The sequence below is a fragment of the Bradyrhizobium sp. genome (assembly GCF_016219575.1).
GTDB lineage: Bacteria > Pseudomonadota > Alphaproteobacteria > Rhizobiales > Xanthobacteraceae > Bradyrhizobium.
In genome coordinates, this window is record NZ_JACRMG010000009.1 from 688,523 (window position 1) to 713,152 (window position 24,630).

General features: G+C 63.7%; 35 protein-coding genes and 2 tRNA genes. 21 read left to right on the forward strand and 16 right to left on the reverse strand.

Translation table 11 applies throughout. The annotated features are described in order from the left end of the window. Nucleotides 1-22: 22 nt before the first annotated feature. Both efp and HZB49_RS08310 read right to left on the reverse strand, forming a co-directional pair. Nucleotides 23-589, reverse strand: coding sequence for an elongation factor P (efp, locus tag HZB49_RS08305; RefSeq protein ID WP_291610023.1), 567 nt, complete (start codon nucleotides 587-589; stop codon nucleotides 23-25). Between the two features lie 167 nt (nucleotides 590-756). Beyond that, a complete protein-coding gene (locus HZB49_RS08310) occupies nucleotides 757-1,428 on the reverse strand; it encodes a hypothetical protein (protein WP_291610024.1) in 672 nt (223 codons plus the stop codon). A gap of 290 nt (nucleotides 1,429-1,718) precedes the next feature. Here HZB49_RS08310 and epmA point away from each other — a divergent pair, with 290 nt between their 5' ends. Genes epmA through HZB49_RS08330 form a run of 4 tightly spaced genes read left to right on the forward strand, consistent with a single transcriptional unit; the run spans nucleotide 1,719 to nucleotide 4,368 of the window. Further along, nucleotides 1,719-2,771 (forward strand): EF-P lysine aminoacylase EpmA, encoded by a 1,053-nt coding sequence (gene epmA / locus HZB49_RS08315; protein WP_291610025.1) that lies wholly within the window; start codon nucleotides 1,719-1,721, stop codon nucleotides 2,769-2,771. Further along, a complete protein-coding gene (locus HZB49_RS08320) occupies nucleotides 2,768-3,865 on the forward strand; it encodes a lysine-2,3-aminomutase-like protein (RefSeq protein WP_291610026.1) in 1,098 nt (365 codons plus the stop codon). Before epmA ends, HZB49_RS08320 begins: the two co-directional genes overlap by 4 nt. Continuing rightward, entirely contained in the window at nucleotides 3,862-4,068 is a 207-nt protein-coding gene (locus HZB49_RS08325; RefSeq protein ID WP_291610027.1) for a hypothetical protein, read from the forward strand. Before HZB49_RS08320 ends, HZB49_RS08325 begins: the two co-directional genes overlap by 4 nt. A gap of 45 nt (nucleotides 4,069-4,113) precedes the next feature. After that, a complete protein-coding gene (locus HZB49_RS08330; protein WP_291610028.1) occupies nucleotides 4,114-4,368 on the forward strand; it encodes a hypothetical protein in 255 nt (84 codons plus the stop codon). Nucleotides 4,369-4,413: 45 nt separating this feature from the next. On the opposite strand, the gene HZB49_RS08335 is transcribed toward HZB49_RS08330, so the two are convergent. From HZB49_RS08335 to HZB49_RS08350, 4 genes are all read right to left on the reverse strand, one after another. Then, nucleotides 4,414-5,499 (reverse strand): 3-deoxy-7-phosphoheptulonate synthase, encoded by a 1,086-nt coding sequence (locus HZB49_RS08335; RefSeq protein ID WP_291610029.1) that lies wholly within the window; start codon nucleotides 5,497-5,499, stop codon nucleotides 4,414-4,416. A 254-nt stretch (nucleotides 5,500-5,753) separates the two neighbouring features. Beyond that, on the reverse strand, nucleotides 5,754-6,326 hold the full coding sequence (locus HZB49_RS08340) for an HdeD family acid-resistance protein (protein WP_291610030.1): 573 nt from the start codon (nucleotides 6,324-6,326) through the stop codon (nucleotides 5,754-5,756). A gap of 73 nt (nucleotides 6,327-6,399) precedes the next feature. Continuing rightward, complete coding sequence (locus tag HZB49_RS08345; RefSeq protein WP_291611148.1) at nucleotides 6,400-7,446, reverse strand: PrsW family glutamic-type intramembrane protease; 1,047 nt, start codon at nucleotides 7,444-7,446, stop codon at nucleotides 6,400-6,402. Between the two features lie 110 nt (nucleotides 7,447-7,556). Beyond that, entirely contained in the window at nucleotides 7,557-7,688 is a 132-nt protein-coding gene (locus HZB49_RS08350) for a hypothetical protein (RefSeq protein WP_291610031.1), read from the reverse strand. Nucleotides 7,689-7,850: 162 nt separating this feature from the next. Here HZB49_RS08350 and HZB49_RS08355 point away from each other — a divergent pair, with 162 nt between their 5' ends. Then, the gene (locus HZB49_RS08355; RefSeq protein WP_291610033.1) at nucleotides 7,851-8,237 is read left to right on the forward strand and encodes a hypothetical protein; all 387 of its coding nucleotides are present in this window, start codon (nucleotides 7,851-7,853) and stop codon (nucleotides 8,235-8,237) included. A gap of 160 nt (nucleotides 8,238-8,397) precedes the next feature. Here the strand turns inward: HZB49_RS08355 and HZB49_RS08360 are convergent, their stop codons facing one another. After that, nucleotides 8,398-9,324, reverse strand: a complete 927-nt coding sequence (locus tag HZB49_RS08360) for a LysM peptidoglycan-binding domain-containing protein (RefSeq protein WP_291610035.1) — start codon at nucleotides 9,322-9,324, stop codon at nucleotides 8,398-8,400. Nucleotides 9,325-9,417: 93 nt separating this feature from the next. Beyond that, the gene (locus tag HZB49_RS08365) at nucleotides 9,418-10,662 is read right to left on the reverse strand and encodes a Zn-dependent hydrolase (protein ID WP_291610036.1); all 1,245 of its coding nucleotides are present in this window, start codon (nucleotides 10,660-10,662) and stop codon (nucleotides 9,418-9,420) included. 215 nt (nucleotides 10,663-10,877) lie between these two features. On the opposite strand from HZB49_RS08365, the gene HZB49_RS08370 reads away from it, so the two are divergent. Both HZB49_RS08370 and HZB49_RS08375 read left to right on the forward strand, forming a co-directional pair. Further along, entirely contained in the window at nucleotides 10,878-11,927 is a 1,050-nt protein-coding gene (locus HZB49_RS08370; RefSeq protein ID WP_291610038.1) for a hypothetical protein, read from the forward strand. Nucleotides 11,928-12,580: 653 nt separating this feature from the next. Then, nucleotides 12,581-12,889 (forward strand): hypothetical protein, encoded by a 309-nt coding sequence (locus HZB49_RS08375; RefSeq protein WP_291610040.1) that lies wholly within the window; start codon nucleotides 12,581-12,583, stop codon nucleotides 12,887-12,889. A gap of 103 nt (nucleotides 12,890-12,992) precedes the next feature. Here HZB49_RS08375 and HZB49_RS08380 read toward each other — a convergent pair whose 3' ends face one another. Further along, nucleotides 12,993-13,256 (reverse strand): hypothetical protein, encoded by a 264-nt coding sequence (locus HZB49_RS08380; protein WP_291610042.1) that lies wholly within the window; start codon nucleotides 13,254-13,256, stop codon nucleotides 12,993-12,995. Nucleotides 13,257-13,264: 8 nt separating this feature from the next. Continuing rightward, nucleotides 13,265-13,432 (reverse strand): hypothetical protein, encoded by a 168-nt coding sequence (locus HZB49_RS08385; RefSeq protein WP_291610044.1) that lies wholly within the window; start codon nucleotides 13,430-13,432, stop codon nucleotides 13,265-13,267. A gap of 223 nt (nucleotides 13,433-13,655) precedes the next feature. Here HZB49_RS08385 and HZB49_RS08390 point away from each other — a divergent pair, with 223 nt between their 5' ends. The 3 genes from HZB49_RS08390 to HZB49_RS08400 all read left to right on the forward strand — a co-directional run bounded on the left by HZB49_RS08390 (nucleotide 13,656) and on the right by HZB49_RS08400 (nucleotide 15,148). Beyond that, a complete protein-coding gene (locus HZB49_RS08390; protein WP_291610046.1) occupies nucleotides 13,656-14,039 on the forward strand; it encodes a limonene-1,2-epoxide hydrolase family protein in 384 nt (127 codons plus the stop codon). 57 nt (nucleotides 14,040-14,096) lie between these two features. Next, on the forward strand, nucleotides 14,097-14,309 hold the full coding sequence (locus HZB49_RS08395) for a hypothetical protein (protein ID WP_291610048.1): 213 nt from the start codon (nucleotides 14,097-14,099) through the stop codon (nucleotides 14,307-14,309). A 68-nt stretch (nucleotides 14,310-14,377) separates the two neighbouring features. Then, on the forward strand, nucleotides 14,378-15,148 hold the full coding sequence (locus HZB49_RS08400) for an outer membrane beta-barrel protein (protein ID WP_291610050.1): 771 nt from the start codon (nucleotides 14,378-14,380) through the stop codon (nucleotides 15,146-15,148). 264 nt (nucleotides 15,149-15,412) lie between these two features. On the opposite strand, the gene HZB49_RS08405 is transcribed toward HZB49_RS08400, so the two are convergent. Then, nucleotides 15,413-15,487, reverse strand: a tRNA-Glu gene (locus tag HZB49_RS08405). A 242-nt stretch (nucleotides 15,488-15,729) separates the two neighbouring features. Here HZB49_RS08405 and HZB49_RS08410 point away from each other — a divergent pair. Beyond that, entirely contained in the window at nucleotides 15,730-16,002 is a 273-nt protein-coding gene (locus HZB49_RS08410; RefSeq protein WP_291610052.1) for a PilZ domain-containing protein, read from the forward strand. 172 nt (nucleotides 16,003-16,174) lie between these two features. On the opposite strand, the gene HZB49_RS08415 is transcribed toward HZB49_RS08410, so the two are convergent. Continuing rightward, nucleotides 16,175-16,810 carry a glutathione S-transferase family protein gene (locus HZB49_RS08415; protein ID WP_291610054.1) on the reverse strand — a complete coding sequence of 212 codons (636 nt, stop codon included), beginning with the start codon at nucleotides 16,808-16,810 and terminating at the stop codon, nucleotides 16,175-16,177. 7 nt (nucleotides 16,811-16,817) lie between these two features. Next, entirely contained in the window at nucleotides 16,818-17,270 is a 453-nt protein-coding gene (locus tag HZB49_RS08420) for a VOC family protein (protein ID WP_291610056.1), read from the reverse strand. Nucleotides 17,271-17,433: 163 nt separating this feature from the next. On the opposite strand from HZB49_RS08420, the gene HZB49_RS08425 reads away from it, so the two are divergent. Next, the gene (locus HZB49_RS08425; protein WP_291610058.1) at nucleotides 17,434-17,643 is read left to right on the forward strand and encodes a hypothetical protein; all 210 of its coding nucleotides are present in this window, start codon (nucleotides 17,434-17,436) and stop codon (nucleotides 17,641-17,643) included. Between the two features lie 129 nt (nucleotides 17,644-17,772). Here the strand turns inward: HZB49_RS08425 and HZB49_RS08430 are convergent, their stop codons facing one another. Then, nucleotides 17,773-18,051: a hypothetical protein gene (locus tag HZB49_RS08430; protein ID WP_291610060.1), complete on the reverse strand. Its 279-nt coding sequence runs from the start codon at nucleotides 18,049-18,051 to the stop codon at nucleotides 17,773-17,775. A gap of 375 nt (nucleotides 18,052-18,426) precedes the next feature. Here HZB49_RS08430 and HZB49_RS08435 point away from each other — a divergent pair, with 375 nt between their 5' ends. Further along, nucleotides 18,427-18,645, forward strand: a complete 219-nt coding sequence (locus tag HZB49_RS08435; RefSeq protein ID WP_291610063.1) for a hypothetical protein — start codon at nucleotides 18,427-18,429, stop codon at nucleotides 18,643-18,645. Nucleotides 18,646-18,665: 20 nt separating this feature from the next. On the opposite strand, the gene HZB49_RS08440 is transcribed toward HZB49_RS08435, so the two are convergent. Further along, nucleotides 18,666-18,866, reverse strand: coding sequence for a hypothetical protein (locus HZB49_RS08440; RefSeq protein ID WP_291610065.1), 201 nt, complete (start codon nucleotides 18,864-18,866; stop codon nucleotides 18,666-18,668). 140 nt (nucleotides 18,867-19,006) lie between these two features. Between HZB49_RS08440 and HZB49_RS08445 the strand changes: the two genes are divergently transcribed. The 3 genes from HZB49_RS08445 to HZB49_RS08455 all read left to right on the forward strand — a co-directional run bounded on the left by HZB49_RS08445 (nucleotide 19,007) and on the right by HZB49_RS08455 (nucleotide 20,137). Continuing rightward, nucleotides 19,007-19,150 (forward strand): hypothetical protein, encoded by a 144-nt coding sequence (locus HZB49_RS08445; RefSeq protein ID WP_291610067.1) that lies wholly within the window; start codon nucleotides 19,007-19,009, stop codon nucleotides 19,148-19,150. A gap of 133 nt (nucleotides 19,151-19,283) precedes the next feature. Next, on the forward strand, nucleotides 19,284-19,469 hold the full coding sequence (locus HZB49_RS08450) for a hypothetical protein (protein ID WP_291610069.1): 186 nt from the start codon (nucleotides 19,284-19,286) through the stop codon (nucleotides 19,467-19,469). Nucleotides 19,470-19,852: 383 nt separating this feature from the next. After that, nucleotides 19,853-20,137, forward strand: a complete 285-nt coding sequence (locus HZB49_RS08455) for a hypothetical protein (protein ID WP_291610071.1) — start codon at nucleotides 19,853-19,855, stop codon at nucleotides 20,135-20,137. Nucleotides 20,138-20,194: 57 nt separating this feature from the next. Here HZB49_RS08455 and HZB49_RS08460 read toward each other — a convergent pair whose 3' ends face one another. After that, a complete protein-coding gene (locus HZB49_RS08460; RefSeq protein WP_291610073.1) occupies nucleotides 20,195-20,365 on the reverse strand; it encodes a hypothetical protein in 171 nt (56 codons plus the stop codon). Nucleotides 20,366-20,610: 245 nt separating this feature from the next. Between HZB49_RS08460 and HZB49_RS08465 the strand changes: the two genes are divergently transcribed. From HZB49_RS08465 to HZB49_RS08485, 5 genes are all read left to right on the forward strand, one after another. Continuing rightward, complete coding sequence (locus tag HZB49_RS08465; protein WP_291610076.1) at nucleotides 20,611-21,372, forward strand: Sir2 family NAD-dependent protein deacetylase; 762 nt, start codon at nucleotides 20,611-20,613, stop codon at nucleotides 21,370-21,372. A gap of 197 nt (nucleotides 21,373-21,569) precedes the next feature. After that, complete coding sequence (locus tag HZB49_RS08470; protein ID WP_291611150.1) at nucleotides 21,570-22,232, forward strand: cold-shock protein; 663 nt, start codon at nucleotides 21,570-21,572, stop codon at nucleotides 22,230-22,232. A gap of 136 nt (nucleotides 22,233-22,368) precedes the next feature. Then, nucleotides 22,369-22,854: a DUF192 domain-containing protein gene (locus HZB49_RS08475; RefSeq protein WP_291610077.1), complete on the forward strand. Its 486-nt coding sequence runs from the start codon at nucleotides 22,369-22,371 to the stop codon at nucleotides 22,852-22,854. Nucleotides 22,855-22,912: 58 nt separating this feature from the next. Then, a tRNA-Pro gene (locus tag HZB49_RS08480) sits at nucleotides 22,913-22,989 on the forward strand. 164 nt (nucleotides 22,990-23,153) lie between these two features. Continuing rightward, nucleotides 23,154-24,575 (forward strand): amidase, encoded by a 1,422-nt coding sequence (locus HZB49_RS08485; RefSeq protein WP_291610078.1) that lies wholly within the window; start codon nucleotides 23,154-23,156, stop codon nucleotides 24,573-24,575. The last annotated feature ends 55 nt before the right edge of the window (nucleotides 24,576-24,630 follow it).

The following is a 24,630-nucleotide window of genomic DNA, read 5'->3' on the forward strand; positions in this document are numbered from 1 at the left end:
ACCCCTTCAAGAGAGTCCTAGTCTAATCCTTTGCGCGCTCGACGTAAGACCCGTCCTCGATCATGACGACGATGCGTGTCCCGGCGGACACATGTGGCGGCACCGAGGTACGGACGCCATTGGAGAGGATTGCAGGCTTGTAGGAGGAAGACGCGGTCTGGCCCTTTGTGACCGGCTCGGTTTCCACCACCTCCAGCGTCGCGCGCTGCGGCATGGTGATCGCGACCGGGTTCATGTCGTGCAGCGAGAGCTTGACGGTCATGTTCTCCTGCAGATAGGGCGCGGCGTCGCCGACGATCTCCTTGGAGACCTGCACCTGATCGTAGGTGTCGGTATTCATGAAGTGAAAGCCGTCGGCATCTTCATAGAGGTAATTGAAATTGGTGTCCTCGACGGTGGCCTTCTCGACCTGGTCGGTGGTCTTGTAGCGCTCGGAGACCTTCACGCCGTCGCCGATACGGCGCATTTCGATCTGGCTGACGGGGGTTCCCTTGCCGGGATGGATGTTTTCGGCGCTGAGGACGACATAGAGCCGGCCGTCCTGCTCGATGACGTTGCCCTTGCGGATGGAACTGGCGATGACTTTCAAGGCTTTTTTTCCCGAATTGCTGGCTTCCGGCCGATCCGGGCAGGGTCTGCCCATGGCCTTGAGGAGGCGGTTTCGGGCCGCAACATACTGATTTGGCCTGCAGATGCTACCCTTTTCCGGCCCCTTTTTGGCGGGATTGCCGGCCCTTCGCGAGTAGGGAGCAGCACTCAGCTGCGGCTGGCCTTGGGCTTGGGTAATTTGCGCGCCTTGGCATTGTGTTCGGCGAAGACGGCGGGCACCGAGAATTTCCCGGTCCTGGTGTCGTAAAGACAACGCCAGCCCTCGATCCACGGGGTAGGCCTGTCATTGCCCTGGATGTCGAACTGCAGCGTGATCACGACATAGCGGCTATCGGGCCACTTCACGCCCAGCCAGGCATAGTTCTCTTCCATGCCCTTCAGCAGGTCCGCCCGCTGGTGATTGAGCTCGTCACGGTCATTGGGCATGCCCTTGGAGGCTGGCTGGGTGAAGAAATAGTCCCATGCGAGCTCGCCAAGCGGCTTCTTCGTTGCGGGCACGAACCGATTGCCCTCGCGCCTGTAGAGCAGCAGCGTTGCAAAGCCGGCGCCGGTGCCCTGCATGCGCACCAGCCATTGGCTGTTCGGGCTGAAGCGGAATCCGGCCGGATAGCCCGCGAGATCCTCGTTCTCGTCCCGATTGAGGAGGAAGGGGTTCTTGCGGTCCTTGTCGAAGATCCAGAATTGATAGCTGAAGCCGTCGTTTCCTCCGTCCCTGGAGTACTGCTCGATGGTCAGCGTCTCGTCGGGCGACTTGAACGTGTCTTCCGGGTCCGTCAACAGCTTCAGGTCGGGCCCCGGGCCTTCGGCACGCGCCGGCATCGACGCCATCGCGACGAGAAGTAGAACTGAGATTTCGTGTATCCAACCGCCGCGCATGGCCGATCCGTTCGATTTCCTGCGCGCATGGGACTCCCGAGCCCGGCAGGAGGTTCAGCGGGCAAGGACATGGACAAGGCGCGAGTCTTTGGACATGAAGGCTCAAAGAACATGGTCAATCGGGCCACAGTCTTCGCTGCTCCGAAAAGTCAAACAATATCAATGGTATTTCCGGATGCTTTCACTGATCGCTTGCGCTCCTCCGGCGCTGGCTTCTCCCGGACTTCCCGGTAATGGCCGGGCATGACCAGCCGTCGCCCTGGTGGTCGCCCGTGCGGCATGTCGATCGCAGGCCCTTCCTGCTGGCGCGTCGGGAAATCGCGCGTGCCGTCCGCGCCTGGTTCGACGAGCAGGGATTTGCGGAAGTGGAGACCGGCATCCTCCAGGTTTCGCCCGGCAACGAAACCCATCTTCACGCTCCGCGCACCGAGCTCGTGCGCGCCGATCGCAGCCGGGCGGTTCGTTATTTGCGCACCTCGCCGGAATTCGCCTGCAAGAAGCTGCTCGCCGCGGGTGAGCGGCGAATCTTCGAATTCGCACGCGTGTTCCGCGACCGCGAGCGTGGCGACCTGCACCTGCCGGAATTCACCATGCTGGAATGGTACCGCGCTAATGCCGGCTACGACGCCATCATGGCCGACACCATCGTAGTGATCGCGCATGCGGCGCAGGCGACCGGCATCGGTAACTTCTCGTTTCGCGGCAAGAGCTGCGATCCCTTCGCCGAGCCGGAACTGCTGACCGTGGCATCCGCCTTCGATCGCTGCGCGGGTATCGATTTGCTGGCAACGATCGATGGCGGGCAGGGTGATCGTGCGGCGCTCGCGGCGGCCGCAAAGGACCGCGTGCGCGTTACCGAAGACGACACCTGGTCGGATATTTTCAGCAAGGTGCTGGTCGAGCATGTCGAACCCCGGCTGGGGCAGGGGCGGCTGACGGTGCTGTTCGAATATCCGGCGCCGGAGGCCGCGCTTGCCCGCACCAAACCTTCCGATCCGCGCGTGGCCGAGCGGTTCGAGGTCTATGCCTGCGGCGTGGAGCTTGCCAACGGTTTCGGGGAGTTGACCGACGCGGCCGAACAGCGCCATCGTTTCACCGCGGCGATGGACGAAAAGCAGCGGCGTTACGGTGAACGCTACCCGCTGGACGATGAATTTCTCGACGCGGTCGCCCATATGCCGGAGGCGAGCGGCGTCGCGCTCGGCTTCGACCGGCTGGTGATGCTGGCCAGCGGGGCGTTGCGGATCGACCAGGTGGTGTGGACGCCGCCGGCGGGAGAGGCATGAACAGGATCGACCCCAAGCTTGCCGCTACCTTGCGCCAGCCGGCAGAGCTGGTGGCGCGAGGCCTTGCGCCGGTGTCGGCGCTTGCGGAACTGGAGAAGGTCGCCGCGCGCTACGCCATTGCCGTGACGCCCGGGATCGCCGCGCTGATCGAGCCGGACGATCCCGCCGATCCCATTGCGCGGCAGTTCATCCCGAGCGCGCAGGAGCTGGTGGTGGTGCCCGGCGAGAACGCCGATCCGATCGGCGACGACGCAAATTCGCCGGTCACCGGAATCGTGCACCGTTATCCCGATCGCGTGCTGTTCAAGCTGGTGCATGTCTGCGCGGTCTATTGCCGGTTCTGCTTCCGCCGCGAGATGGTCGGGCCGGGCAAGCCCAATGCGCTGTCCGATGACGCCTATCGCGCGGCGCTCGACTACATCCGTGCGCACGGCGAAATCTGGGAAGTGATCCTGACCGGCGGCGATCCGCTGATGCTGGCGCCGCGCCGGCTCGCCGAGATCATGGCCGATCTCGCCGCCATCGATCACGTCAGGATCGTCCGCATCCACACCCGCGTGCCCGTCGCCGATCCGGCGCGGGTGAGTGCGGAAATGGTCGCGGCGCTGAAGGTCAGTGGTGCCACGGCCTGGGTCGCCGTGCATGCCAACCATCCCCGTGAATTTTCTCCTGCGGCGCGTGCAGCTTGCGCGCGGCTGGCGGATGCCGGCATACCACTGGTCAGCCAATCCGTGCTGCTGCGCGGCGTCAATGACGATGCGGCGACGCTGGAAGCCTTGATGCGCAGTTTCGTCGAACTCAGGATCAAGCCGTATTATCTGCATCACGGCGATCTCGCGCCCGGAACCGCGCATCTGCGCACCACGCTCGAGCACGGGCAGGAACTGATGCGGACGTTGCGCGGGCGCGTGTCGGGCCTGTGCCAGCCGGAATATGTGCTGGATATCCCGGGAGGCCACGGCAAGGCGCCGGTCGGGCCGAGCTATTTGTCGCAGCCGGACTCGCCGCAACATGATAAGCTTGCGCAAGCGCGTTATCGCGTCGTCGATTATTGCGGCGAGGTCCATCTCTATCCGCCGCAGCAATCGTCATGACCGAGGAGGAAAGGCAGCCGGAGCCGCCGGAAGAGGGTAATCGCACCGTCGAGAACGCGGTCCTGGCCGGTTTCTTCGTTGTGCTGGTGGCCGCAGGTATCTGGTTGCTCGGCACCATGGCCGACGTGCGAAAGGCGCAGGATTGCGCTGCCCAGGGACGGCGAAACTGTGCAACAATCGAAGCGCCCGAACGGACACGCTAGTCTGACTCAAGAGTGAGTCGAATTGAGGAAAATGGGAGAAGCGGGATGCGCAAAACCCTTCTGTCGATGGCACTGGTGCTCCTGATCGGCGTACCCGGCAGCTACGCCCAGAGCGGCGGCGGATCATCGACTGCCGCGAAAAACTCATCGGGCGTGCCGACGGCGCCGGTCGGCCACCGCCAGCCGCGCGCGGCCGACTTTCCCGACGAGAAAACCAGTCTGAACAATCCGAACGATGTTCTGAGCAGGGAGAATGCCCTGCTCGACAAGAAGCTCAAGAGCATCTGCCGCGGCTGCTGAGCTAGCAGGGCACGCCGGACGCGCCCCGCTGTTGCCATTTCCGGGCTATGCCGACAATTCGCTCACCCCGCGGCCGTCCGCGCTGCCTCGCGTCGCAACCGCGTCGGCCAGCTGTTCCAGCGCGGTGACGGTCGTATCCCAGTCGATGCAGCCATCCGTGATGCTCTGCCCGTAGGTGAGCGGCTTGCCCGGCTGTACCTCCTGCCGGCCCGCAACGAGGTGGCTCTCGATCATCACACCGACAATGCGGCGTTCGCCGGCTGCAACCTGCCGGGCGATGTCGGCAACAACCTTGGGCTGGTTCTCCGGCTTCTTGTCGCTGTTGGCATGGCTGGTGTCGATCATGATCCGCGGCTTGACGCCGGCCTTTGCAAGATCGGCGGCCGCCGCCTCGACGCTGGCCGCGTCGTAGTTCGGCCGGCTGCCGCCGCGCAGGATGATGTGACAGTCCTCGTTGCCGGCGGTGGCCGCGATCGCCGAGCGTCCGCCCTTGGTCACCGCCATGAAGTGATGCGGGTGGGAAGCCGACTTCACGGCATCGGCCGCGATGCGCACATTGCCGTCGGTGCCGTTTTTGAAGCCGACCGGACATGAAAGGCCCGAAGCCAGCTCGCGGTGGGTCTGGCTTTCGGTGGTGCGAGCGCCGATGGCGGCCCAGCTGACGAGGTCGGCGATATACTGCGGCGTCGTCATGTCCAGGAATTCCGTGCCGGCGGGCAGGCCGAGATTGTTGACGGCGGACAGCACGCTGCGCGCCAGATGCAGGCCCTTGTTGATGTTGAAGCTGCCGTCGAGATCGGGATCGTTGATCAACCCCTTCCAGCCGACGGTGGTGCGCGGCTTCTCGAAATAGACGCGCATCACGATTTCCAGCCGGTCGGAGAGGCGCTCGCGCAAGGTGGACAGCCGCTCGGCGTAATCGATGGCGGCCGCGGTATCGTGGATGGAGCAGGGGCCGACCACGACCAGCAGCCGTTCATCGGTGCCGCCCAGGATGGCGTGGATGGCGTTGCGCGCCGCCATCACGACGCGCGTCGCGGTCAGCGTGCGCGGGATTTCCCGCATCACCTGCTCGGGTGTGGTGAGCTCCTTGAGCTCGCGGATACGAAGATCGTCGGTGGTGCTCAACATGGCAAAGTTCCTCTTGCTGTTCGGAGAACCTGCCGGCCAACAAAAAAGCCGCCAGGTCTGGCGGCTTGCTCGGATTCTGTGCTGCAACTTCTGTTTCAGAGTGCGCGCGATCCTCCCACCGCCAGCGAGCTGTCGTAGCTAAAGTACCAAAAATAGCTGGTGGCGCGGTTGATCATGGCCAGGCATGTAGCCCAGCCGCGTGCGCTTGTCATCCCCCAACTGCACGATCCCGAAGACAGTGTTGCCGATCGGTATCACGCCTTTCGGGCGGCGAGCGCCATGCCGATCAGGCTGGCGCCGCCGAACATCAGGTTGAGGCCGGCGAGCAGGCCGATGGCCCATTCGGCCGAGCCGGGGAGCCCTGCGAAGATCAGGCCGGCGATGACGATATCCATCGCGCCGCTGATCAGGAGCCACGACCAGCGCTCGGACAATTCGCGGCGATGCTCCATCGCATAGAGGATAGTGGCGACGCCCTCCGCCAGGAAATAGGCGCCGACCACGATGGTCAGCGTCAGCACGCCCTGCACGGGCTTTGCCAGCAACACCCCGCCTGCCAGCACGGCCAGCGCCGCCGATATCAGCGACCACCAGAAGCCCGGCATCTCCCGCGCCCAGAACGTCACGATCAGGCCGCCGATGCCGGTGATCAGGAACAGCCAGCCGAGCAGGATGGTCACCGCGAGACTTGCGAACTGAGGCACGATAATGGCGGCAAGGCCCATGATCGCCAGCAGGATGCCCTCGACCAGGAACGCCTTCCAGTGCGCCTGCACGGCCTCGCGCATCTTCGCCTGCAATTCGTTGAGGTCGTGGGGAAGGGTCATGAGGAATCTCCGGAGCCGGCTGCAGGGATGATGAGGACTATAGCTTGCGTCCTTCCGGCGCGGCCGAATTTATTCAGCCGCCCTGACCGGACATTGACGAAAATCCGTCGGAAGAGGCGCGCAAGCGGTTGCGGCCGAGGAAATAGACGGCGGTGGTGGCGGTCAGCAGCGCCACGCCGATCAGGATCGAGATCAGCCCGACCGATCCGGCCACTGCCGTCATGTTGCGCTCGGGATTGATCATCCAGCGATGCACCGCCCCGAGCACGAAGGCGAGGCCGGCAAACCCGGCGCCGCCGCCGAACACCAGCAGCGCCCACATTCGCCTGAGCTGGCTCAGCCGCTCGCGCGCCACTTTCGTGCGCGGCGCGTGATGGCGGCCGACGCGGCGCACCAGCCGGATGGCAAAAGCGATCGAGGAAAAGCCGATCAGGATGCTGGTGGCGCCGAGGGCGAGCCGCGCGGTGGATGAGAGATTGGAGGGCTGCTGCAGCATCAGCAGCGGAAAGTCGAACGCCGCGTGCAGCGCGATCGGCCCGAGTAGCACCATCGCCCAGCTCGAGATGCGCGCCCAGTCGCGGTTGTGGCGGTTGGCGCCGAGCGCCGTGCCGGAGCGCGCGATCGCCAGATAGGCGCCGGCGATGATGCCGAGCGCACCGTGGAAGGGCACCGTCAGCACGCTGCGCAGCAACGCCAGCGAGCGCCAGATGTCGGCATGTTGCACGAGATAGGCGAGGTTTTCATAGGCCGCAAAGCCGAGGCCCACAGCCGCGCCATAGACCACGGTGTCCATGGGATCGACGCCCCGGCTGCGGTAGCGCAGGCCCACGGCGGCGATCGCCAGCACCTTGACGATCTCCTCCGGCGTGGCGACGCCGAGCAGCGAATGAAGCACCTGCCCGAGCCAGGGACGGTCGGCGCTGGCAAGCACGATCTTGGCAAACGGTGCGCGCGCAAGGCCGAGCATGGAGATGCTGGCCGCGCCGAGGAAAAAGGCGGTCCATATCCGCAGCGGCGGGCCCGGCCGCTCGTCGGTCGCGATCACGAGCCACAGGAACAGCAGCGCCGGCGCGACCGCGGCGGTGCCGATCACGGTGGGGAGGGACTCAAGCAGCAGCATCACTCAAGGCAGATATGCCAGATTTGCATCGTTATCCACCGCGACGGCCGGAGGCAGGCGTGCGGCGGCACGCCGCGGCCAGCCCTGGCAGGCGAAATGCGCCGCCCGCCTCACTTTTTGACGTGGGCGACCATCTCCTCGAACATCCAGTAGCCGGTCACATAGGCGACGGTACCGATGGCCAGCAGGCCAAACGCCAGCCACACCCACAAGGGTGCGCCTTCCCGCTCTCGCTGTTTCATGGCTTCTCCCAAGCCCGGCAACGTATCCAATCCCCTCCGGGCGGCGGGAACAAGGGGTTACGCGGTCGCAACCGCAGATATCGCCGATTTTGCAACCCTCGACGGCTGCGCGCGGAGGGATTACGCTTGGTCCGTTGTGGCTCGGCAACATTGGAGCGTCACATGAACAGACTTTATTGGTTGGCGGCGGCAGCCGCGGTTGGGCTGGCTTTCCTGCCGGCAAACGATGTCTTTGCCCAGGGCACGGCGGCCGGCGCAGCCGCAGCCCCGGCGGCCGGCACGACAACCACAGCGCCGCCCCCGTCGCCTCCGGCGACCACGGCGGCTCCCGCCACGACAACGCCGCCGGCGGCCACGACAACGACGACCACAACCGCGCCGGCCGACAAGCCTGCGGCCACCGACGACAAGTCCGGCAAGAAGAAGACGGCCTCGAAGAAGGGCAGCCAGAGCGAGCTCGACCGCTCGGTCGACACCAAGACCGTGCCGTCACGCTACAAGAGCCAGATCCCGAAGGAATATCACGGCTATATTCCCTGGGGCCGCTAGCTGCCCACCAGGTCCGACGGGACCGGCGTAGCCGGGCCGACCGCATCTTTGCCGCCCTGGCTGCAGCGACGCGCTGGCAGCCCGACGGCAGGTTGGTGCGGCGGCCGCTGCCTGCCAGGGGCCATGGCGTCGGCTGCCGTGACGAGGCGTTCAAGCCGGATCAATTCGGAATCTTCAACACCTGGCCGGGATTGATGCGATCCGGGTCGTTGCCTATCGCCGCGCGATTGAGGTCGTAGATCCGCCTCCAACGTTCGGCATCGCCGAGCAGTTTCTTTGCGATGGATCGCAGCGTATCGCCGGGCCGCACTTCGTAGCGTTTGGCGACGGAGTAGATGAGCGTGACGTCGGCAAATACCTCGTCCTTCTCGAGGCGCTGGCGCAACGGATTGTCGAAACGCAGGGAAATATGCGGCACATCATCGTATTCGTCGATCCTGACATGCAGCAGCGAGATCGCTTGATAGAAATCGGGCGGGGTGATCGCGGGCAGGTCGGCGGCTGATGACCCCTTGGGCGCGCGGCGAAACAGGTTGCAGGTGGCGAACGCGAATTCTCCGTTCTTCTCCTTGATCAGGAACGCGCCGTCGACGTAACGGAAATTGTCTCCGCCATCGGACAGCGCCACGCAGCATCGGTAGGTGCGTTGTCCCGCAGTCTCCTTGGCGACCGGGACGATGCGGTGATGAAGGTTCGTGTCCCAGCCAAAGGTCGGATAGCCCGGCGTCGGTCCCAGCAAGGCGCATTGGTAGAAGCGATAAGCCTCCGTCCAGCGGATTCCCGGCGGGCTGTTTATCGCAGACGAACCCGGCGAGGCGACGGTCTTGCCGCCGATATTGATCCGGGCACGAAATTCGTAAGGGTCGCTCGAATTGACGCCACCATTGGCCCCCGCGAATACGACATCGACAAATCCCCTGGCCGGGATACTGAAATCGAAAGCCGCGTTGATGGGCGGGTTATCTGAGATCCAGCCGCTGTCGTAGGCGACCAGTCCGTCGACGAGCGTGACGACCTGGTTGTCGGCCCGATCGATGAAAACTCGACCCGTGGTTGTTCCAAAGGGAACGGCAACATAGGTCGTCATGCAATGCTCCTGAATGAAAAGAGGGGTCGTTCAAAGCCGCGCGGAAAGTGTAGGAGGGAGCTGGGCCGATGCAAGCGGGTTGCCGGGTTGTCCTCAAGCGCGGCTTCCCGCGGTGAGCAGCTTGCGGCATGTCTCGACGAACACCTCGGCGCCGGTGACGATATCTTCGTCCGCCGTGTTCTCGGTCCAGTGATGGCTGATGCCGCCGATCGACGGCACGAACAGCATGCCCGCCGGCATGATGGTGGCGAGGATCTGCGCGTCATGGCCGGCGCCGGACGGCATCCGCAGCGACTTGCCTCCGGCGAAGCCGGCGCTGGCGGCTTCGATGGCATCCTGGAAGGCCGCGTCCATCATGGCCGGCGCGCCGGTGCGGATCCGCTCCACGGTGACGCCGCAGGGACCGCGCGCGGTGGCCTCGGCGGCCATGCTGCGCAGCTTCTCCTCCAGCCGCTCGATCACGGTCGCGTCGGCATCGCGCATCTGGAACAGCATCTCGGCACGGCCGGGGATGATGCTGGGCGCGCCCGGATCGAGCGCGATACGGCCGGTGGTCCACACCGTGCGCTGCCCGCAGATCGCCGGGAAGGTCTCGTCGATCGCGACGCAGAAGCGTGCCAGTGCAAGCCCGGCGTCCTTGCGGATCGCCATCCGCGTGGTGCCGGCGTGGTTCTGCTCGCCGGTGAAGACGATGCGGTATTGCCAGATGCCGACGATGGAGGTGACGATGCCGATCTTCAAGGCCCCGCTTTCCAGTGTCTCGCCCTGTTCGATATGCGCCTCGAGATAGCCGATGTAGCGGCCGCGCACGGCCTTGAGGCGAGGGCGGCCCGAAAGGCCGACGGCTGCCAGCGCCTCGCGCATGCTGCGGTCGCTGTTGCGGTCGCGCGCCGCATCGATGTCGGCCTCGCTCACCGCGCCGACAAAGGAGCGGCTGCCGAGGAAATGGCCGAAATGGCCTTCCTCGTCGCACCATGAGGCGACCTCGACCGCGCCGTTCACGGCGGGATCGGGATTGAGCACGCGCGCGGCTTCCAGCGCGTAGACGACGCCGAGGGGGCCGTCGAGCCAGCCGGCGTAGTTCTGGCTCTCCAGATGGGAGCCCGCGAGCAGTTTTGGCCCCGCCTTCGTGCTGCTGCCGAGCACGTTGCCGATGCCGTCGACGACAGCGGTGAGCCCCGCTTCCGGCAGCTTTTGCCCCAGCCATTCGAGCGAGCGCGCATGCGGCTCGGAAAAAGTCGGCTTGTGTACGCCGCTCTTGTAGGCGCCGATGGCGCGCAACGCATTGAGGTCGGCGAGAACGCGGGCGCCGTTGGCTTGCGGGGGCGTGTCAGGCATGACGATGGCTTTCCTCGAACCGGCAGAGGCGTTCGGCAACATGCTGCGAGTTGGCGCGGCATGCAACTTTCGTTGCGGGCAATGTCGGGCCGGCTTGCGGCCGGCGGCAGGGGGTGAGAACGTGCTGCGATCAGACGCCGGAAAAAATCTGCGGACATCGGGGGAAACGGATGTTGTCGAGTTGTCCGACGGGTCCAATCCGGGCAGGGCGGCTCATGCTCGCCCATGCCGCGCTTGTCGCATACCTGGCCATGGCCTGCGGCAGCGTCTCGGCGCAACAGCGCGCGTTTGATTTCGCCGTGATCGGCGACATGCCCTACACCAAGGTCCAGGAGCGCGAGTATCAGCGCGTGCTCGAGGTGCTCAACGGCACCGAGCTCGCCTTCGTGGCCCATATCGGCGATTTTCAGTTCGACGCGCGGCCGTACAACCAGAACCCTGCGGCGGCCTCGATGCCGTGCGTGGAAGAGAACTACAAGGCGGTCCTGGCCTCGTTCCAGACCATCCGTCATCCCTTTATCCTGACGCCAGGCGACAACGACTGGACCGATTGCTGGCCGCTGCAAGCGCAGAAGGTCGATCCCCTCGAATTGCTGGCCGGGATCCGCGCGATGTTCTTCCCGGATGGCCGCAGTCTCGGGCAGCGGCCGCTTGCCGTGAAGAACCAGTCGGCCGATCCGCAATACGCAAAATTCCGGGAAAATCTCCGCTGGAGCCTCGGCGGCGTCACCTTCGTCACCCTTCACATCGTCGGCAGCAACGACAATTTCGGCCGCACGCCGGAGATGGACGCCGAGCATATCGAGCGCAAGGCTGCGAACATCGCCTGGATGAAGCAGGCGTTCGCCGAGGCCAGGGCGTCGAACAGCCTCGGCCTCGTCGTGCTGACGCAGGCAAACCCCGGCTTCGAGAACTTCTGGCCGCCTGCCGCCAAGACCCGCTACTTCATTCCGTTCATCCCGCGCGGGCAGACGCTTCCCAATCCCGCGACCGCCTACGGCGATTACATCCAGGCGCTTGCCGAGGAGCTCGAAGGCTTCGACAAGCCTGTAGCCTTGCTGCACGGCGACACCCACCTGTTCCGCATCGACAAGCCGCTCTACAGCAAGAAGACCAGCCGCCTTTTCGAGAACTTCACCCGCGTGGAGACGTTTGGCTGGCCTGACACCCATTGGGTCAGGATCACTATTGATCCCGGCGATCCCCAGCTCTTTCGCTTCAAGGCGGAGATCGTGCGCGAGAACGTCGTCAATCGCCGGAACTGACCGGGGGCGAGGGCTGCGCAAGACATGAAATTCCGTTCTCACGGCGCGGATTTCGCCTGAGCTTTGCCAATTCGTTGGCCCTCTTTTTGAAGAGGGCGCAGGGAAAGCCGGGCGCCGGCGGCACCCGCATCACCGTGTCGTGTGCGAAGAGTGCTACAAGAGATGCACACGGGTTTGACAGGTACAGCCAGGACATCCCGGCTTTCCCCGCGCAATGGTTTGGCGGCTTACTTCGTGCTCTCCCCGGTGAGCGGCCTTTATTGTCACCGTTGCCAGGCCGGCTCGCGCCGCACTGACGCCGCAGCGTCCCATCGCAACCCGCGCCAACGTTCGTGACGACCGCGAAGCGTCCCCTCATGGTGGCGCGGGCTGGGTGCAATCTAGTTCTGTTTTACGGAAACGTCAAGAGCAATTTCCGAAAAACCTGATTTTCTGTGCCTAGATATGGCTTGACTGAAATCGCGGGAGAAAATCAGGTTCCGGCTCTTCGTCCGGAATGCTGCACTGCGCCGAGGCGGGGCGGCGACGGTCGGCTCGAAGCCCCGTGCGACCACGTCGCTATCCCCTGCGACGTGTTGCTGTCTCCGATACTTGTCACGGGCCGCAAGGAGTGCATAGTTTCAGGTCATAAGAGCAAGCTGAGGGGTTGCATCATGTCTCGTTTCACCAGAACCGTATTTGCATGCGTTGTCGCCGCGGGACTTGCCGGCGGTTCCGTCATGACGCCGGCTTCCGCCGCGACGCCGCTGACCCCTGCCGAGAAGACCGCGCTGAAACAGGCGATCTCCTCCTGCAAGGCGGAGGCGAAGGGCAAGAAGGTGCCGTGGCTGCAGCGGCGGAAATACGTCAAGAACTGCGTGATCGAGGCGTTGAAGGACAAGCCCAATATCGACGTCGCGGCGCTGCTGAAGAATCATCCGGACATGAAGGATCTTCCGGCGGAGTCGGCGGACGCGATGTAAGCGGCGGGCGATTCCGTGAGAAAGGCCGCCTCCGGGCGGCCTTTTCTATGGACATGATCGGGCCCGCTGGCTTTGCCTTCGCGCGAGCGAATGACGGGCTGGCCTACCAGCTGAGCAGGCGCTGCGTGAGCCAGAGCGCCGCGAGATACAGCGAGCCGATGGCGGCGGCAAAGATCAGGGTGATCGGCCACAGGTTCGAACCCTGCGTCAGTGCGAACAGGCTGAACAGCAGGGCAGGCACCGTCAACAGCAGCGGCGCCGCTGCGGCCTTGCGCCAGCCGCCGCGCCATTGCGCCAGACTCATCGGCTGGATCACGAAATAGGCGGGCACACCGGCCATCGCGGCCATGCCGAGAAGCATGTACATCGCAGAAGTCACGGGGCTCGACGAACGGGAATGCGCAGCAGGAAGAGCAAATTCGCCGGCAGGAACAGGATCAGGGCATAGCCGAGGGGATCGCCTGGCAGTTTGAAGACGTAATATCCCAGCCACGCGATCAGCGCGGCGTTGAGGAGCAGGAGAACGGGGCGGAAGGACGCCATCATGTGTTCAGGGTAGGCGCGGCGGCTTAAGTGTTCGCTAAACGATTGGCGCAGGATTTATCGAAACGGATCGGAGGGCCTTTTTGACGCTCCTCGGCGAAGAGCGATTTGTGAGGTAAATCAATCGGTTTGAGGTCGCTCTGGAAGCAAATTCACGCGTTGCTTTTGGCCGCCTCGCCGAGCAAATTCGCGGTAACGTGGATGACGGAAGCGGATTGAGGTGATGGCGATGACGGCCAACGAGCAAATCGTTCGGGATTTCATTGCGGCGTGGTCGCGCCTCGACGTCAACGAGATCGTGGCGTTCTTTGCGCCCGATGGCACCTACCACAACATGATGAACAGGCCGGTCACCGGCCGCGATAACCTCCGGAAGTTTATCGGCGGGTTCATCAAGGATTGGACGGAGACCACTTGGGATGTCTTGAACCTTGTGTCGCACGGGGACGTCGTCATGGCTGAGCGTCTCGACAGAACCCGCGTCGCAAACAAGAGAGTCGATCTACCTTGCTGCGGTGTCTTCGAACTGTCGAACGGCAAGATCAAAATCTGGCGTGACTACTTCGATCTGGCGACTTACACGCGCGCAATCGTGCCGGCGAACTAACGATGCTGGGCCGACCGGACGGTCTTCAATATCAAGGGAAACGACTACCGGCTCGTCGTGGCCACGGATTTCGAGAAAGCTATCGTCTGGATCAAGTGGATCGGTACGCAATCCCGCCTAATCAATAGGTTTGCCAGTTTTTCTTTCCAGGATCGCGCATTGTTTCGTACTGACTATTTCGGTTTCTGGCAAACCGAGCTAGTGACCTTACGGGGTGACATTTTGCGTGTTATTTCGGCAACAGGCGTCCACAATAGTTGCGCGAGCTAGGATACAACTTTCGCGCAATGCTGTTTTTTGACAGGTAATGAACGACGCTTTTTTGATTGTTCGGGGTGATGGAAGTGAAGCATTTTGCCATCGTCGGGGCTGGACTGCTTTCGATTGCTGGATTTGTCGGTGCGGCATCTGGCGCTGACCTTCCTGCGCGGACTTATGCCAAGTCGCCTGCTGTTGTCGCACCCGTCTACGACTGGAGCGGCTTTTACATTGGTCTCAATGGCGGCGGCGCATCGGGCCGCGAGTGCTGGACCCTCACCAGCAATGCAGGTGTTGCGCTTGCGCCAACCCCGAGCGAGGGCTGTCACAGCGCGACCGGCGGCTTGGTCGGCGGTCAGGTTGGCTATCGTTGGCAGACTGCCAATTGGGTGTTCGGAGTGGAAGCCCAAGGTGATTGGGCTAATCTTACGGGATCAAACGCGAGCTTGACGGTGCTGATTCCAGCGACCAACCGGACCAAGATCGACGGCATCGGCCTCTTCACCGGCCAAGTCGGCTACGCCTGGAACAACATTCTCTGGTACGTCAAGGGCGGCGCTGCGGTCACCGATAACAAATACAGCACTTTTTTCACCGCAACCGGCGTCGTGTACAATCAGGCAAGCGATACCCGCTGGGGTGCCGCGGTCGGGACCGGAATTGAATTCGGCTTTGCGCCGAACTGGTTCGTAGGCGTTGAATACGACCACCTGTTCATGGGCAACCCTAACGTCACATTCCCGGCATCGAACATTGCGGTCACGCGCAGCGACAATATCCGCCAGGACGTGGACATAGGGACAGTGCGGGTGAGTTACCGCTTTGGTGGTCCCGTCGTCGCAAAGTACTGATCTCCCCGACTAGAAGAACTCAAAAGCCCCGGCATCGTCCGGGGCTTTTTGTGTGCGCCAGTGAAATCATGCCAATGTCTGTTCCGGGTCATAATCACACATCCGCATGTTCAATCGCGATGTTCGTTTTGCCTCATTGATCCGACATCTTCAGCCTGACGCCAGGCTGCGCGCGAGCCTTAAATCGTTGAGGTGGAGGTTCCAGCTTCTCGCAGTTTGCCAATTCGAAAAAAGCTGAACGCTATCAAATCGATTTCTGAGCTTTGGCGCTCCCTAGCGGAATCGAACCGCTCTCTCCACCGTGAAAGGGTGGCGTCCTAACCGATAGACGAAGGGAGCAAAACGTAAGGTAAATCAAGGCTTTGGGCTCATGATTTAACCCGGTTTGCCGTCGGCCGCGGCGAGGCCACGGCCAATTGCGAGCGAACGTATAGTGGCGTTTGCGAAAGCCGGCAAGTCGGGTGGCGGGCCTGTCGAATGGTTTCGGAAAGGGTTCCGGATGGGCGAAAACGGCAGGCATCCGGCAACGAAATTTAAAGCCGGAGCGCGTAAATCGATTTGAGTTTTAAGGAATGACCGCGATGGCGCTTGGAATGCACAAGTTAGGGGCGAAGAAACGCGAGGCGCGCAAGTCGCTGCGTCAGCCCGGCTGGATCACGCTGGAAGGCGGCTTTGCCGCGCGCGCCTGCGTGGTGGAGGATCTCTCCTCGTCCGGCGCAAAGCTCACGGTCGCGGACAACAACACGCTGCCGGCCAGGCTGCGGCTTGCCTTCACCCGCGATGCGCGGGGCGGCCGGCCCTGCGAGGTGGTCTGGCGCCGCGGCCGCACGGTGGGCGTGAAGTTCGTGCGCTGACGAAAGTTCGCGCTCCACAATATTTCCTCTCCTCGTCATGCCCGGGCTCGTCCCGGGCATCCACGTCCTTGTGGCCACGCAAGAGCAAAACGTGGATAGCCGGGACACCTAGCGCGAAGACGCGCTTCGCGCTCTTGCCCGGCCATGACGAGGTGAGAGATTGCCCCGCGCGTCACGACATCGGCGGCGCGATGAATTCTCGAAATCCCGGGCGGGCGGCGAACTGCGCGAACCAGCGCTCCATGTTGGGCTGCCTCGGCTTGACGACGCCCTCGACGCCGAACCAGCGCCGCGCGTAGGCGCCGAGTGCGATGTCGGCGATGGTGAACTGCTCGCCCTCGATGTAGCGGCGGTTTTCGAGCTGGGCTTCCACCACGCGCCACACCACGGCTTCCGCCTCGGCGTCCTTCTGCAGTGCCGCCATGTCGCGCTTGTCCGGCGGCGTGCGCACCAGTCCCCAGAACACGGGGCGGTCGACCGGCTGCAGCGTCGACAGCGTCCAGTCCAGCCAGCGGTCCACCGCGGCGCGGCCTCGGGCCGCCTGCGGATAGATCGGCGAGCCCTTGCCATAGGCGAGGTTGAGATAGCGCATGATGGAATTGGATTCCCACAGCACGTAGTCGCCGTCGACCAGCGTCGGGATGCGGCCGTTGGGATTCATCGCCAGATATTCCGGCGTGTCGTTCTTGCCGAAGGCCATGCCGGCGTCGATGCGTTCATAGGGGAGGTCGAGCTCGGCCAGGCACCACAGCACCTTCTGCACGTTGACCGAATTGGCCCGGCCCCAGATCGTCAGCTTTCCCGCCACGCCGCGCTCACCAGTGGCCGGTGTTGGGCATCGAGGTCCACGGTTCGGCGGGCGGCTTCGGCTCGCCCTTCTGCAGCAGCTCGATCGAGTGCAGATCGGGCGAGCGCACGAAGGCCATGTTGCCGTCGCGCGGCGGGCGGTTGATGGTGACGCCCATCTTCATCAGCTTCTCGCAGGTGGCGTAGATGTCGTCGACCTCATAGGCGAGATGGCCGAAATAGCGGTCCTCGCCGTATTTCTCCTCGTCCCAGTTGTAGGTGAGCTCGACCAGCGGCGCCCCGCGCGTGTTCGGCAGCTTCTTGAGGGTGTCGAGGTCTTCCGCGGCGCAGAGGAACAGCAGCGTGAAACGGCCCTTGTCGTTGTCGACCCGGCGCACTTCCTTCAGCCCCAGCGCGTCCCGGTAAAACTTCAGCGCGACATCGAGATTGCGCACGCGCAGCATGGTGTGGAGGTAACGCATGGGTAGGGCTCCCTGAAGGGTTTTTGTTGGTGGGGAATGAAATAGCAAAAGAATGCCGGGATGGGCAGGGGGCAACGGACCGATAGTAAGAGACGGCGGAAATTGGCTCCTTTATCGGACGAGGATGAGGGGGAACCTTTGGGACCTTGATGCGTTGATATGCATGGAAAATTTCGAGCACAAAGAGAAGCCGCCCGTCACGAAAGAAGAGCGTGAGGCGAAAAAGGAAAAGAGCCTTTGGGACGCGAAGAAGGCGCTCGCTGAGCGGAAGAAAGCCGATGATGCTTTCCGCGCAAACTTCGAGCGGCTGAAGGCGGAACGAAAGGCGCGAGAACAACTGGCTGGCGAGGGCGGTACCGCATCGTCCGGCTAGACTGGAAGGGCGGATGTTCCCCTTCCGCAAAGGCTCCCTCAATGGGAGCCTTTTAATTTTGTTGAGAGGCGCTCCAGAGCAACGTTTGGCCCGCCCGCCAGAGTGCGGCGGCCGTTCCGCACGCCCGCGTCAAGCCACCAGCGCCTTCAGCGTCGCGGCCTGCTCGAGGTTGTGAACCGCAATCGCCGTGTGGGTGTAGTCGCCCGCCTCGTTCGAATTCGCGATCCGGCGCAGCAGGTCGTCGCCCTTGATGACGTGCAGGCCGACGCCTTCGTGCGAGGGATAGATGCCGAGAACCACGTCGTGTCCGGCAATCACGGCGCGCAAGGCCAGCGCCTTGTCCTCGGACATCTGGATGAAGGCGCGGGTTTCGTCGGCGAGCCCGCGCAACTCGTCAAAATCGATCATACGCATACTCCACGCAACTGACTGCGGAATACTTGCCACGACATGTTTACCCAAACATGAAGGCAAGCCGGACTTGCGATCGTGCCGCCGAACATCCTGCACAAACGGACCCTGCCGCGTGCTCGCGCCAACGAAATGTTAAGGCATGGCCCGCGGCGATTTTTTCGATTCCGATTCGTTCTTTGCGAACGAAATGGAGTCAGATGCAGAACGTCTGCGGAGTAATGCGCCGGACTCGGCTCAGCAAGCGCCTGGGGATCGTCTTGATTCGCCGCGCGTCAAGATTTGACACCATCGCGCGTCAGTGCATCCTGTCCGGCCATGCGTCGGTTCAGGAATACGCGGCTCGCGAAAATGAGCAGCGGACATTATTGCGTGATACGCGACCTCGGTCTGGTGAAGGGCGGCAAGGGGCTGCGGCACCATGAGGTCGTGCTCGACCTGAGTTGGCGCGGCGCCCTGCAATTTGCGAAATCTGTACTGTCTGCAAAATCCGTCCTGCGGCCCCGCACCGATTGGCCGGAGGCATCCGTACAGGAGAGCGCGAGCGAGCCCGTGCTCGCGGCGCAGGTGGGGAGCGCGTCGCGACGCTGAGGGCGGCGCGCGGCCTGCGTTCAGGCCTTCACGTCCAAATGCTCTTCGTGTGCCGGGGCTTCCTTCAACTCCGCCAGCGCCTGGCGCTCGGCTTCGTTCTTGGCCGCGGCGACGTTCAGCACGTCTTCGCGGATGACGTGCGACGGGGCTTTCTCGGTCTGATCGGCAACGAGCTGGACTCGGGCTTGCGTCACCGCATGGGGAATGGGGTAGACAAGCATGGCGCTATACCTCCTTGTCCGTAGAATTCCCCGCCGCGCGTTTACGTTTTGTAAACAGATTGGGTTAACGCTCAAAGATGTCGCAGGGAACCGGCGGCCCGGCCGGCGCGTTACCGTTGCGACGATGGAGCGAGACCGCCATGCGCAGACTGGTGGCGCTGCTGGACGAGGAGCAGCGTGAAGCGTTGCAGGAACTGGCCGATTTTGGCGCCGCCGCATTCTCGGCAGGACTGGCGGTGGCCATGCTGAAGAGCACGGTCGACTTCGTCGCGCGCTTCCTCTGAGTGCCCGGCGCGGGCCTGCACGGTGAACGCAGCCTTACCCGGCGAGGAATAACCCTATTCAGTTAGGTTAAGGGCGGGATTGCGTTGCGCGCGATGAGTGGTGCGCTAGGTGTGGCTGTCAGGAAGCGCAGCCATGGTCCCTTCGTTTCACAATGCCGACCGACCTACCCATCGCCGGGTGATGGCGATCGGCCTGTTGTTCTGCGCAGCCTTCGTGATCATCAGCTTCTCGCTGCGCACGCCGCCGGAAAGCGATCGCGTGCTGGTCAAGGCCGACAAGCTGGTGCGCACCGCGGGCCAGGCGCAAAAGGCGAACTGACGCCTTCGCGTGTCTCCGGAGTTTCTTCCGCAGATTTGTTGAACGTCGCGATGCCGACAAAACCGGCATAGCCGATGACGTTGAGCAGAACTTCCATCCAGACCGGCATGACAAGACCCCTTTCGGGAAAAATGCCGAAGGGATCGCGTTCGTTCCGCCCGAAACCGAAAAACCCCACCGGCGTCCGGAGATGCCGATGGGGTCTTTCATGCTCTCACCCCTTTCGAGGCTGCTGCACTTGCGCGGACAACGGGCGAACCGCGCAATTCGTTCCCCGCAGATTGCAGATATTTAATGCGCGTGTTCCGCACGCGCGTCGGGTTCCCCGGAACGGCGGTGCGGGTCTTCACGTTGTCCCGGCGAACTGACGTGAGGAGGTTGCGATGAAAAAGACGCTGGCAACTCTGGCTGTGACCGCCGTGGTCGGCGCAGCCGCCGTGACAGCTCCGGCGCCCGCCGAGGCGCGCGGTCTTGGCCCGGGCCTGGCGTTCGGCCTTGCCGCGGGCGCGCTGGTGGCGGGTGCGGCCGCCGCGAACGCCTATCCGTATTACGGGCCGTATGGCTACTACGATTACGGACCGCGCTACTATGCGCCGGGTTACGCCTATTACGGCGGGCCGGTCTACTATCCGCGCCGCCACTACTACCGGCACCATCACCATTGGTAAGTCCAAACGAGAAAAGCCCGGAGCGAACCTCCGGGCTTTTTCGTGCCGGCCGATGCTTCAGTTCCAGAAGACGGGGCGGTTGAAGCCATCCCAGGCGCTCGAGAGCGTCGCGGCATAGAATTCCTCGCGCTCCTTCTCGAACTTTTTCTGCGTGGCGCGGAAGTGTGCGACCCGGGCAACGATTTCCTCGCGTTCGCGCGCTACCCAGTCCGGCTTCGTCTCGCTCATGTCCCATCCCTCTGGCTTTGAGTCGTCCCGCGCACCATTCGCGGCCGCGATTGGGGCGCGATTTTGAAGGCACGGTTGCGGGATTGTGGCCATGCACCGTGCGGGCGGTGCCAGCCGAAAGTGCTGCCGGTCCCGGAAGCAGGAGCGACCTGATCGGTCGGACGCGGGGCGCGGGGCCAGCCAACTGGCAATCGGGAAGGGCGCGGCTATAGTGGGCGGGCCCTCTTGCCTTGAGGAATTGTCCCGTGATCGCAACGGATCTGCGCAGCGGCGTCGAACGGCTCGGCGACATGATCGCGGAAGCCTCCGTCATCGTGCCCTTCACCGGCGCCGGTATTTCTACGGAATGCGGCATCCCCGACTTCCGCTCGCCCGGCGGTATCTGGACCAGGAATCGGCCGATCGACTTCAGCGAGTTCGTCGCCAGCCAGGAGGCCCGCGACGAGTCCTGGCGGCGGCGCTTTGCCATGGAACCGACTTTCGCGGCGGCGAAGCCGGGGCGGGGGCACCGCGCGCTGGCCTCGCTCTACCGGTCGGGAAAGTCGCCGGCGATCATCACCCAGAACATCGACAACCTGCACCAGGCGTCGGGCTTCAAGGCCGACGACGTCGTCGAGCTGCACGGCAACACGACCTATGCCCGCTGCATCGGCTGCGGAAAAGCCTATGATCTCAAATGGGTGAAGGCGCGCTTCGACGAGGAGGGCCGGGCGCCCGACTGCACGAGCTGCGGCGAGCCCGTAAAAACCGCAACCATCTCCTTCGGCCAGTCGATGCCGGAGGAGGAGATGCGCCGCGCCACCGAGCTGGCGCAGCAGTGCGATCTCTTCCTTGCCATCGGCTCGTCGCTGGTGGTGTGGCCGGCCGCGGGATTTCCGTTGATGGCCAAGCGCAATGGCGCGCGGCTGGTGATCATCAACCGCGAGCCGACCGAGCAGGACGACATCGCCGATCTCGTGCTGCGCTACGACATCGGCGAGACGCTCGGACCTTTTGTGGGCAATTGAAGGCCGAATCCGATTCGTGCCTGTGCAACCTGTTCATAGTTCCCCCCGAAAATGTTTTTTAGCTATGCGCCGCAAGCGCAAATGTTATCTTCGATTCGAGAAGATTCGCGCGGCGTTATCATGAGTTGTCATGGATGGGTGCGCGTTTCGGTGCCGTAGCGGACGGCACCGTCAACTTGGGTGTGGGGTCCGGGGTCATGGGGTCGGACGGATTTGAGTCCAAGAAGCTCGGTGGGACGCCAGGCGGGGCGGCACCTAACCGTCTTGGACCAGCGACGGAATTTCAAGGCGCGCAGCGTGACCCCGCACTCGACGCGCTCTCCGGCCTCGGCGATGCCGCCGCCAACCTCGTCGAAATCTCCGGCGTCATCAAGTGGTTCGACGCCTCCAAGGGCTATGGCTTCATCGTTCCCGACAATGGCTGGCCGGATGTGCTGCTGCACGTCACCGTGCTCAGGCGCGACGGCTATCAGACCGCCTATGAGGGTGCGCGGCTGGTGGTGGAATGTGTGCAGCGCGCCAAGGGCTACCAGGCCTTCCGCATCGTCTCGATGGATGAATCGACCGCGATCCACCCGGCGCAGATGCTGCCGCCGCGGACCCATGTCACGGTCACCCCGACCTCCGGGCTGGAGCGGGCGCAGGTCAAATGGTTCAACCGCCTGCGCGGCTTCGGCTTCCTGACCTGCGGCGAGGGCACGCCGGACATCTTCGTGCACATGGAGACGCTGCGCCGCTTCGGCATGACGGAGCTTCGCCCCGGCCAGTATGTGCTGGTGCGCTTCGGGCCGGGTTCCAAGGGCATGATGGCGGCGGAAATTCATCCGGAAACTGGGCCGTCGGCGCTGTCTTCCCATTGAGCCCTCGTTGCCACCAAAGCCCTTCTTCCCTGACGCGATTGTGAGCCTTGCCGCGCCGCGGGAACCACTGGCGCTTTCTGCAGTCGCCGGGTTAGGTTGGCGGTCGATTGGTATGGGCTGACTTGAGCATTTCCCGATGATTCCAGATCGAAATCCTGCCTGGCGCGCCGCACGCGTTTGGCTGGCGGTGGCGGTCCTTGCCGCCTTCGCTGCGCTTGCGGGCACCGGCGTCAAGGCGGCCAGCTTCAGCACGCTCGAGATTGCCACCAAATCCGGTGTGCAAATCTTCGCCGTCGAGATGGCGACGACCGAGGACGAGAAGCAGAAGGGGCTGATGTACCGGCGGGAGCTCGCCGACGGCAAGGGCATGCTGTTCGACTTCTCGCCGGAACAGCAGATATCGATGTGGATGAAGAACACCTACATCTCGCTCGACATGATCTTCATCCGCGCCGACGGCCGCATCCTGCGGATTGCGGAAAATACCGAGCCGGAGTCGACGAAAATCATCTCCTCCGGCGGCCTCGCCCGGGGTGTCCTGGAAGTGCCGGCCGGCACCGCCCAGAAATACGGCATCGCCCCCGGCGACCGGGTATCCCACCCGCTGTTCAGCAAGCGCTGAGGCGGGCCCTTCCGCCTTGCTGGCGGCGGGTGAAGCGTGTAGCTGTTCGGGCGAAAGTCGGGGTATAGCGCAGCCTGGTAGCGCGGCAGTTTTGGGTACTGCAGGTCGTTGGTTCGAATCCAGCTGCCCCGACCAAAAACCATCAGGTCAATGACGCAAGTTTGAGCGCAGGCGGCCGAACCCGTTCAGCGACGGCCATGCGCCATGCGCCGGCAGCCATGGACATGCCCTGCACGCAGCGGCACGATGACCAATGACAAGCTGGCGGCATCACCACATGGACGCGGGCGTTTTCCTGGATGAGCGAAGATCTCTGTTTTCTGTCGGCCGCCGACCTTCGCGCCCGCATCTTCAGCAAGAAGGTGTCTCCCGTCGAGGTCGCGCGCGCGGTGCTGGCCCGTGCGGAAGCGTTGCAGCCTGAACTGAACTGCTTCATCACGCTATGCGGCGAGGAGGCTTTGGCGGAAGCGCGCGCCGCGGAAGACAAGGTCATGGCGGGCGAGCCGCTCGGTCTGCTCCATGGTGTTCCCGTCACCGTCAAGGATATCGTCAACACCAAGGGTGTGAGGACGACCTTCGGTGCCGTTCCCTTCCGCAACAACGTGCCTGACCACGATGCGGTCGCCGTTGCCCGGCTGCGCGCACAGGGAGCAATCCTGATCGGCAAGACCACGACGCCGGAATTCGGAAGCAAGTGCCTGACCGACTCGCCGCTGTTCGGCCGCACGCGCAATGCGTGGGACGCGAGCCGCTCCAGCGGCGGCTCGAGCGGCGGCGCGGCCGTGGCGGTCGCGAGCGGCATCGCGCCGCTGGCGGTCGCGACCGATGGCGGGGGCTCGACGCGGATCCCGGCCGCGTGCAACGGCGTCGTTGGACTAAAGCAGAGCAACGGCGTCATCCCGCACAGCCAGGTACAGGATGCCTTCGGTAACCAGACCTATGTGACGCCGACGACGCGGAGCGTCGCCGATACCGCTCTGATGATGCAGGCAATGGCGGGAGAGGACGCTTCCGACCCCTGGTCAATCGGTGTTCCCGTTCCGGATTTCGTCGATCGCGCCGCCCCGCGCGGCGATCTGCGCGGGCAGAAGATTTTGTTTTGCCTGTCGCCGCCTGGGCGGCCAGTTGCCGCCGACGTCGCCGATGCCTTCAAGGCGGCGCTCGATCGGCTCGCCGGTCTTGGTGCGGAGCTGGAGGAATTTTCCGGCGCCGATTTCGACATCGAGCCGATCTGGCGCGCCATCAACCACACGGCCTGGCGGACGCGCTTCGAGAAACTGGCGGCCGATCACGGGGCCGACCTGAGCGAGGCATTCTTGAAGCAGCTCGCGCTCGCCACCAAAGTGAGCGGCGTTGATTACCAGCAAGCGATGTTCGACCGCACCGCACTGTTCCGGCGCGTGCAAGCGCTTCTTGGGCGCGCCGATCTGTTGGCGATGCCGACGCTGACCCGAACGGCGCTGCCGATCGACCAGGATCTGTTCGGTGCCATCGAAATCGACGAGCGAAGCTTCGACAATCTCCGGCCGCACTGGTTTCCCTGGACCATGCCGTTCAACATGACCGGGCATCCCGCGATCAGCCTGCCGTGCGGCTTCGGCCGCGACGGGCTGCCGATCGGTCTTCAGCTGGTCGGCCGTTTCCGCGGCGACGCAGAGCTGTTGCGTGCGAGCGCGCTGTTCGAGGCGACGCACGACCTGCTCGTCCGCCGGCCCGGTTGACATTCAGCGCGCAGAGCGCGCGGCTACGCGCCAGCTCTCTATCTTTGCTTGACGT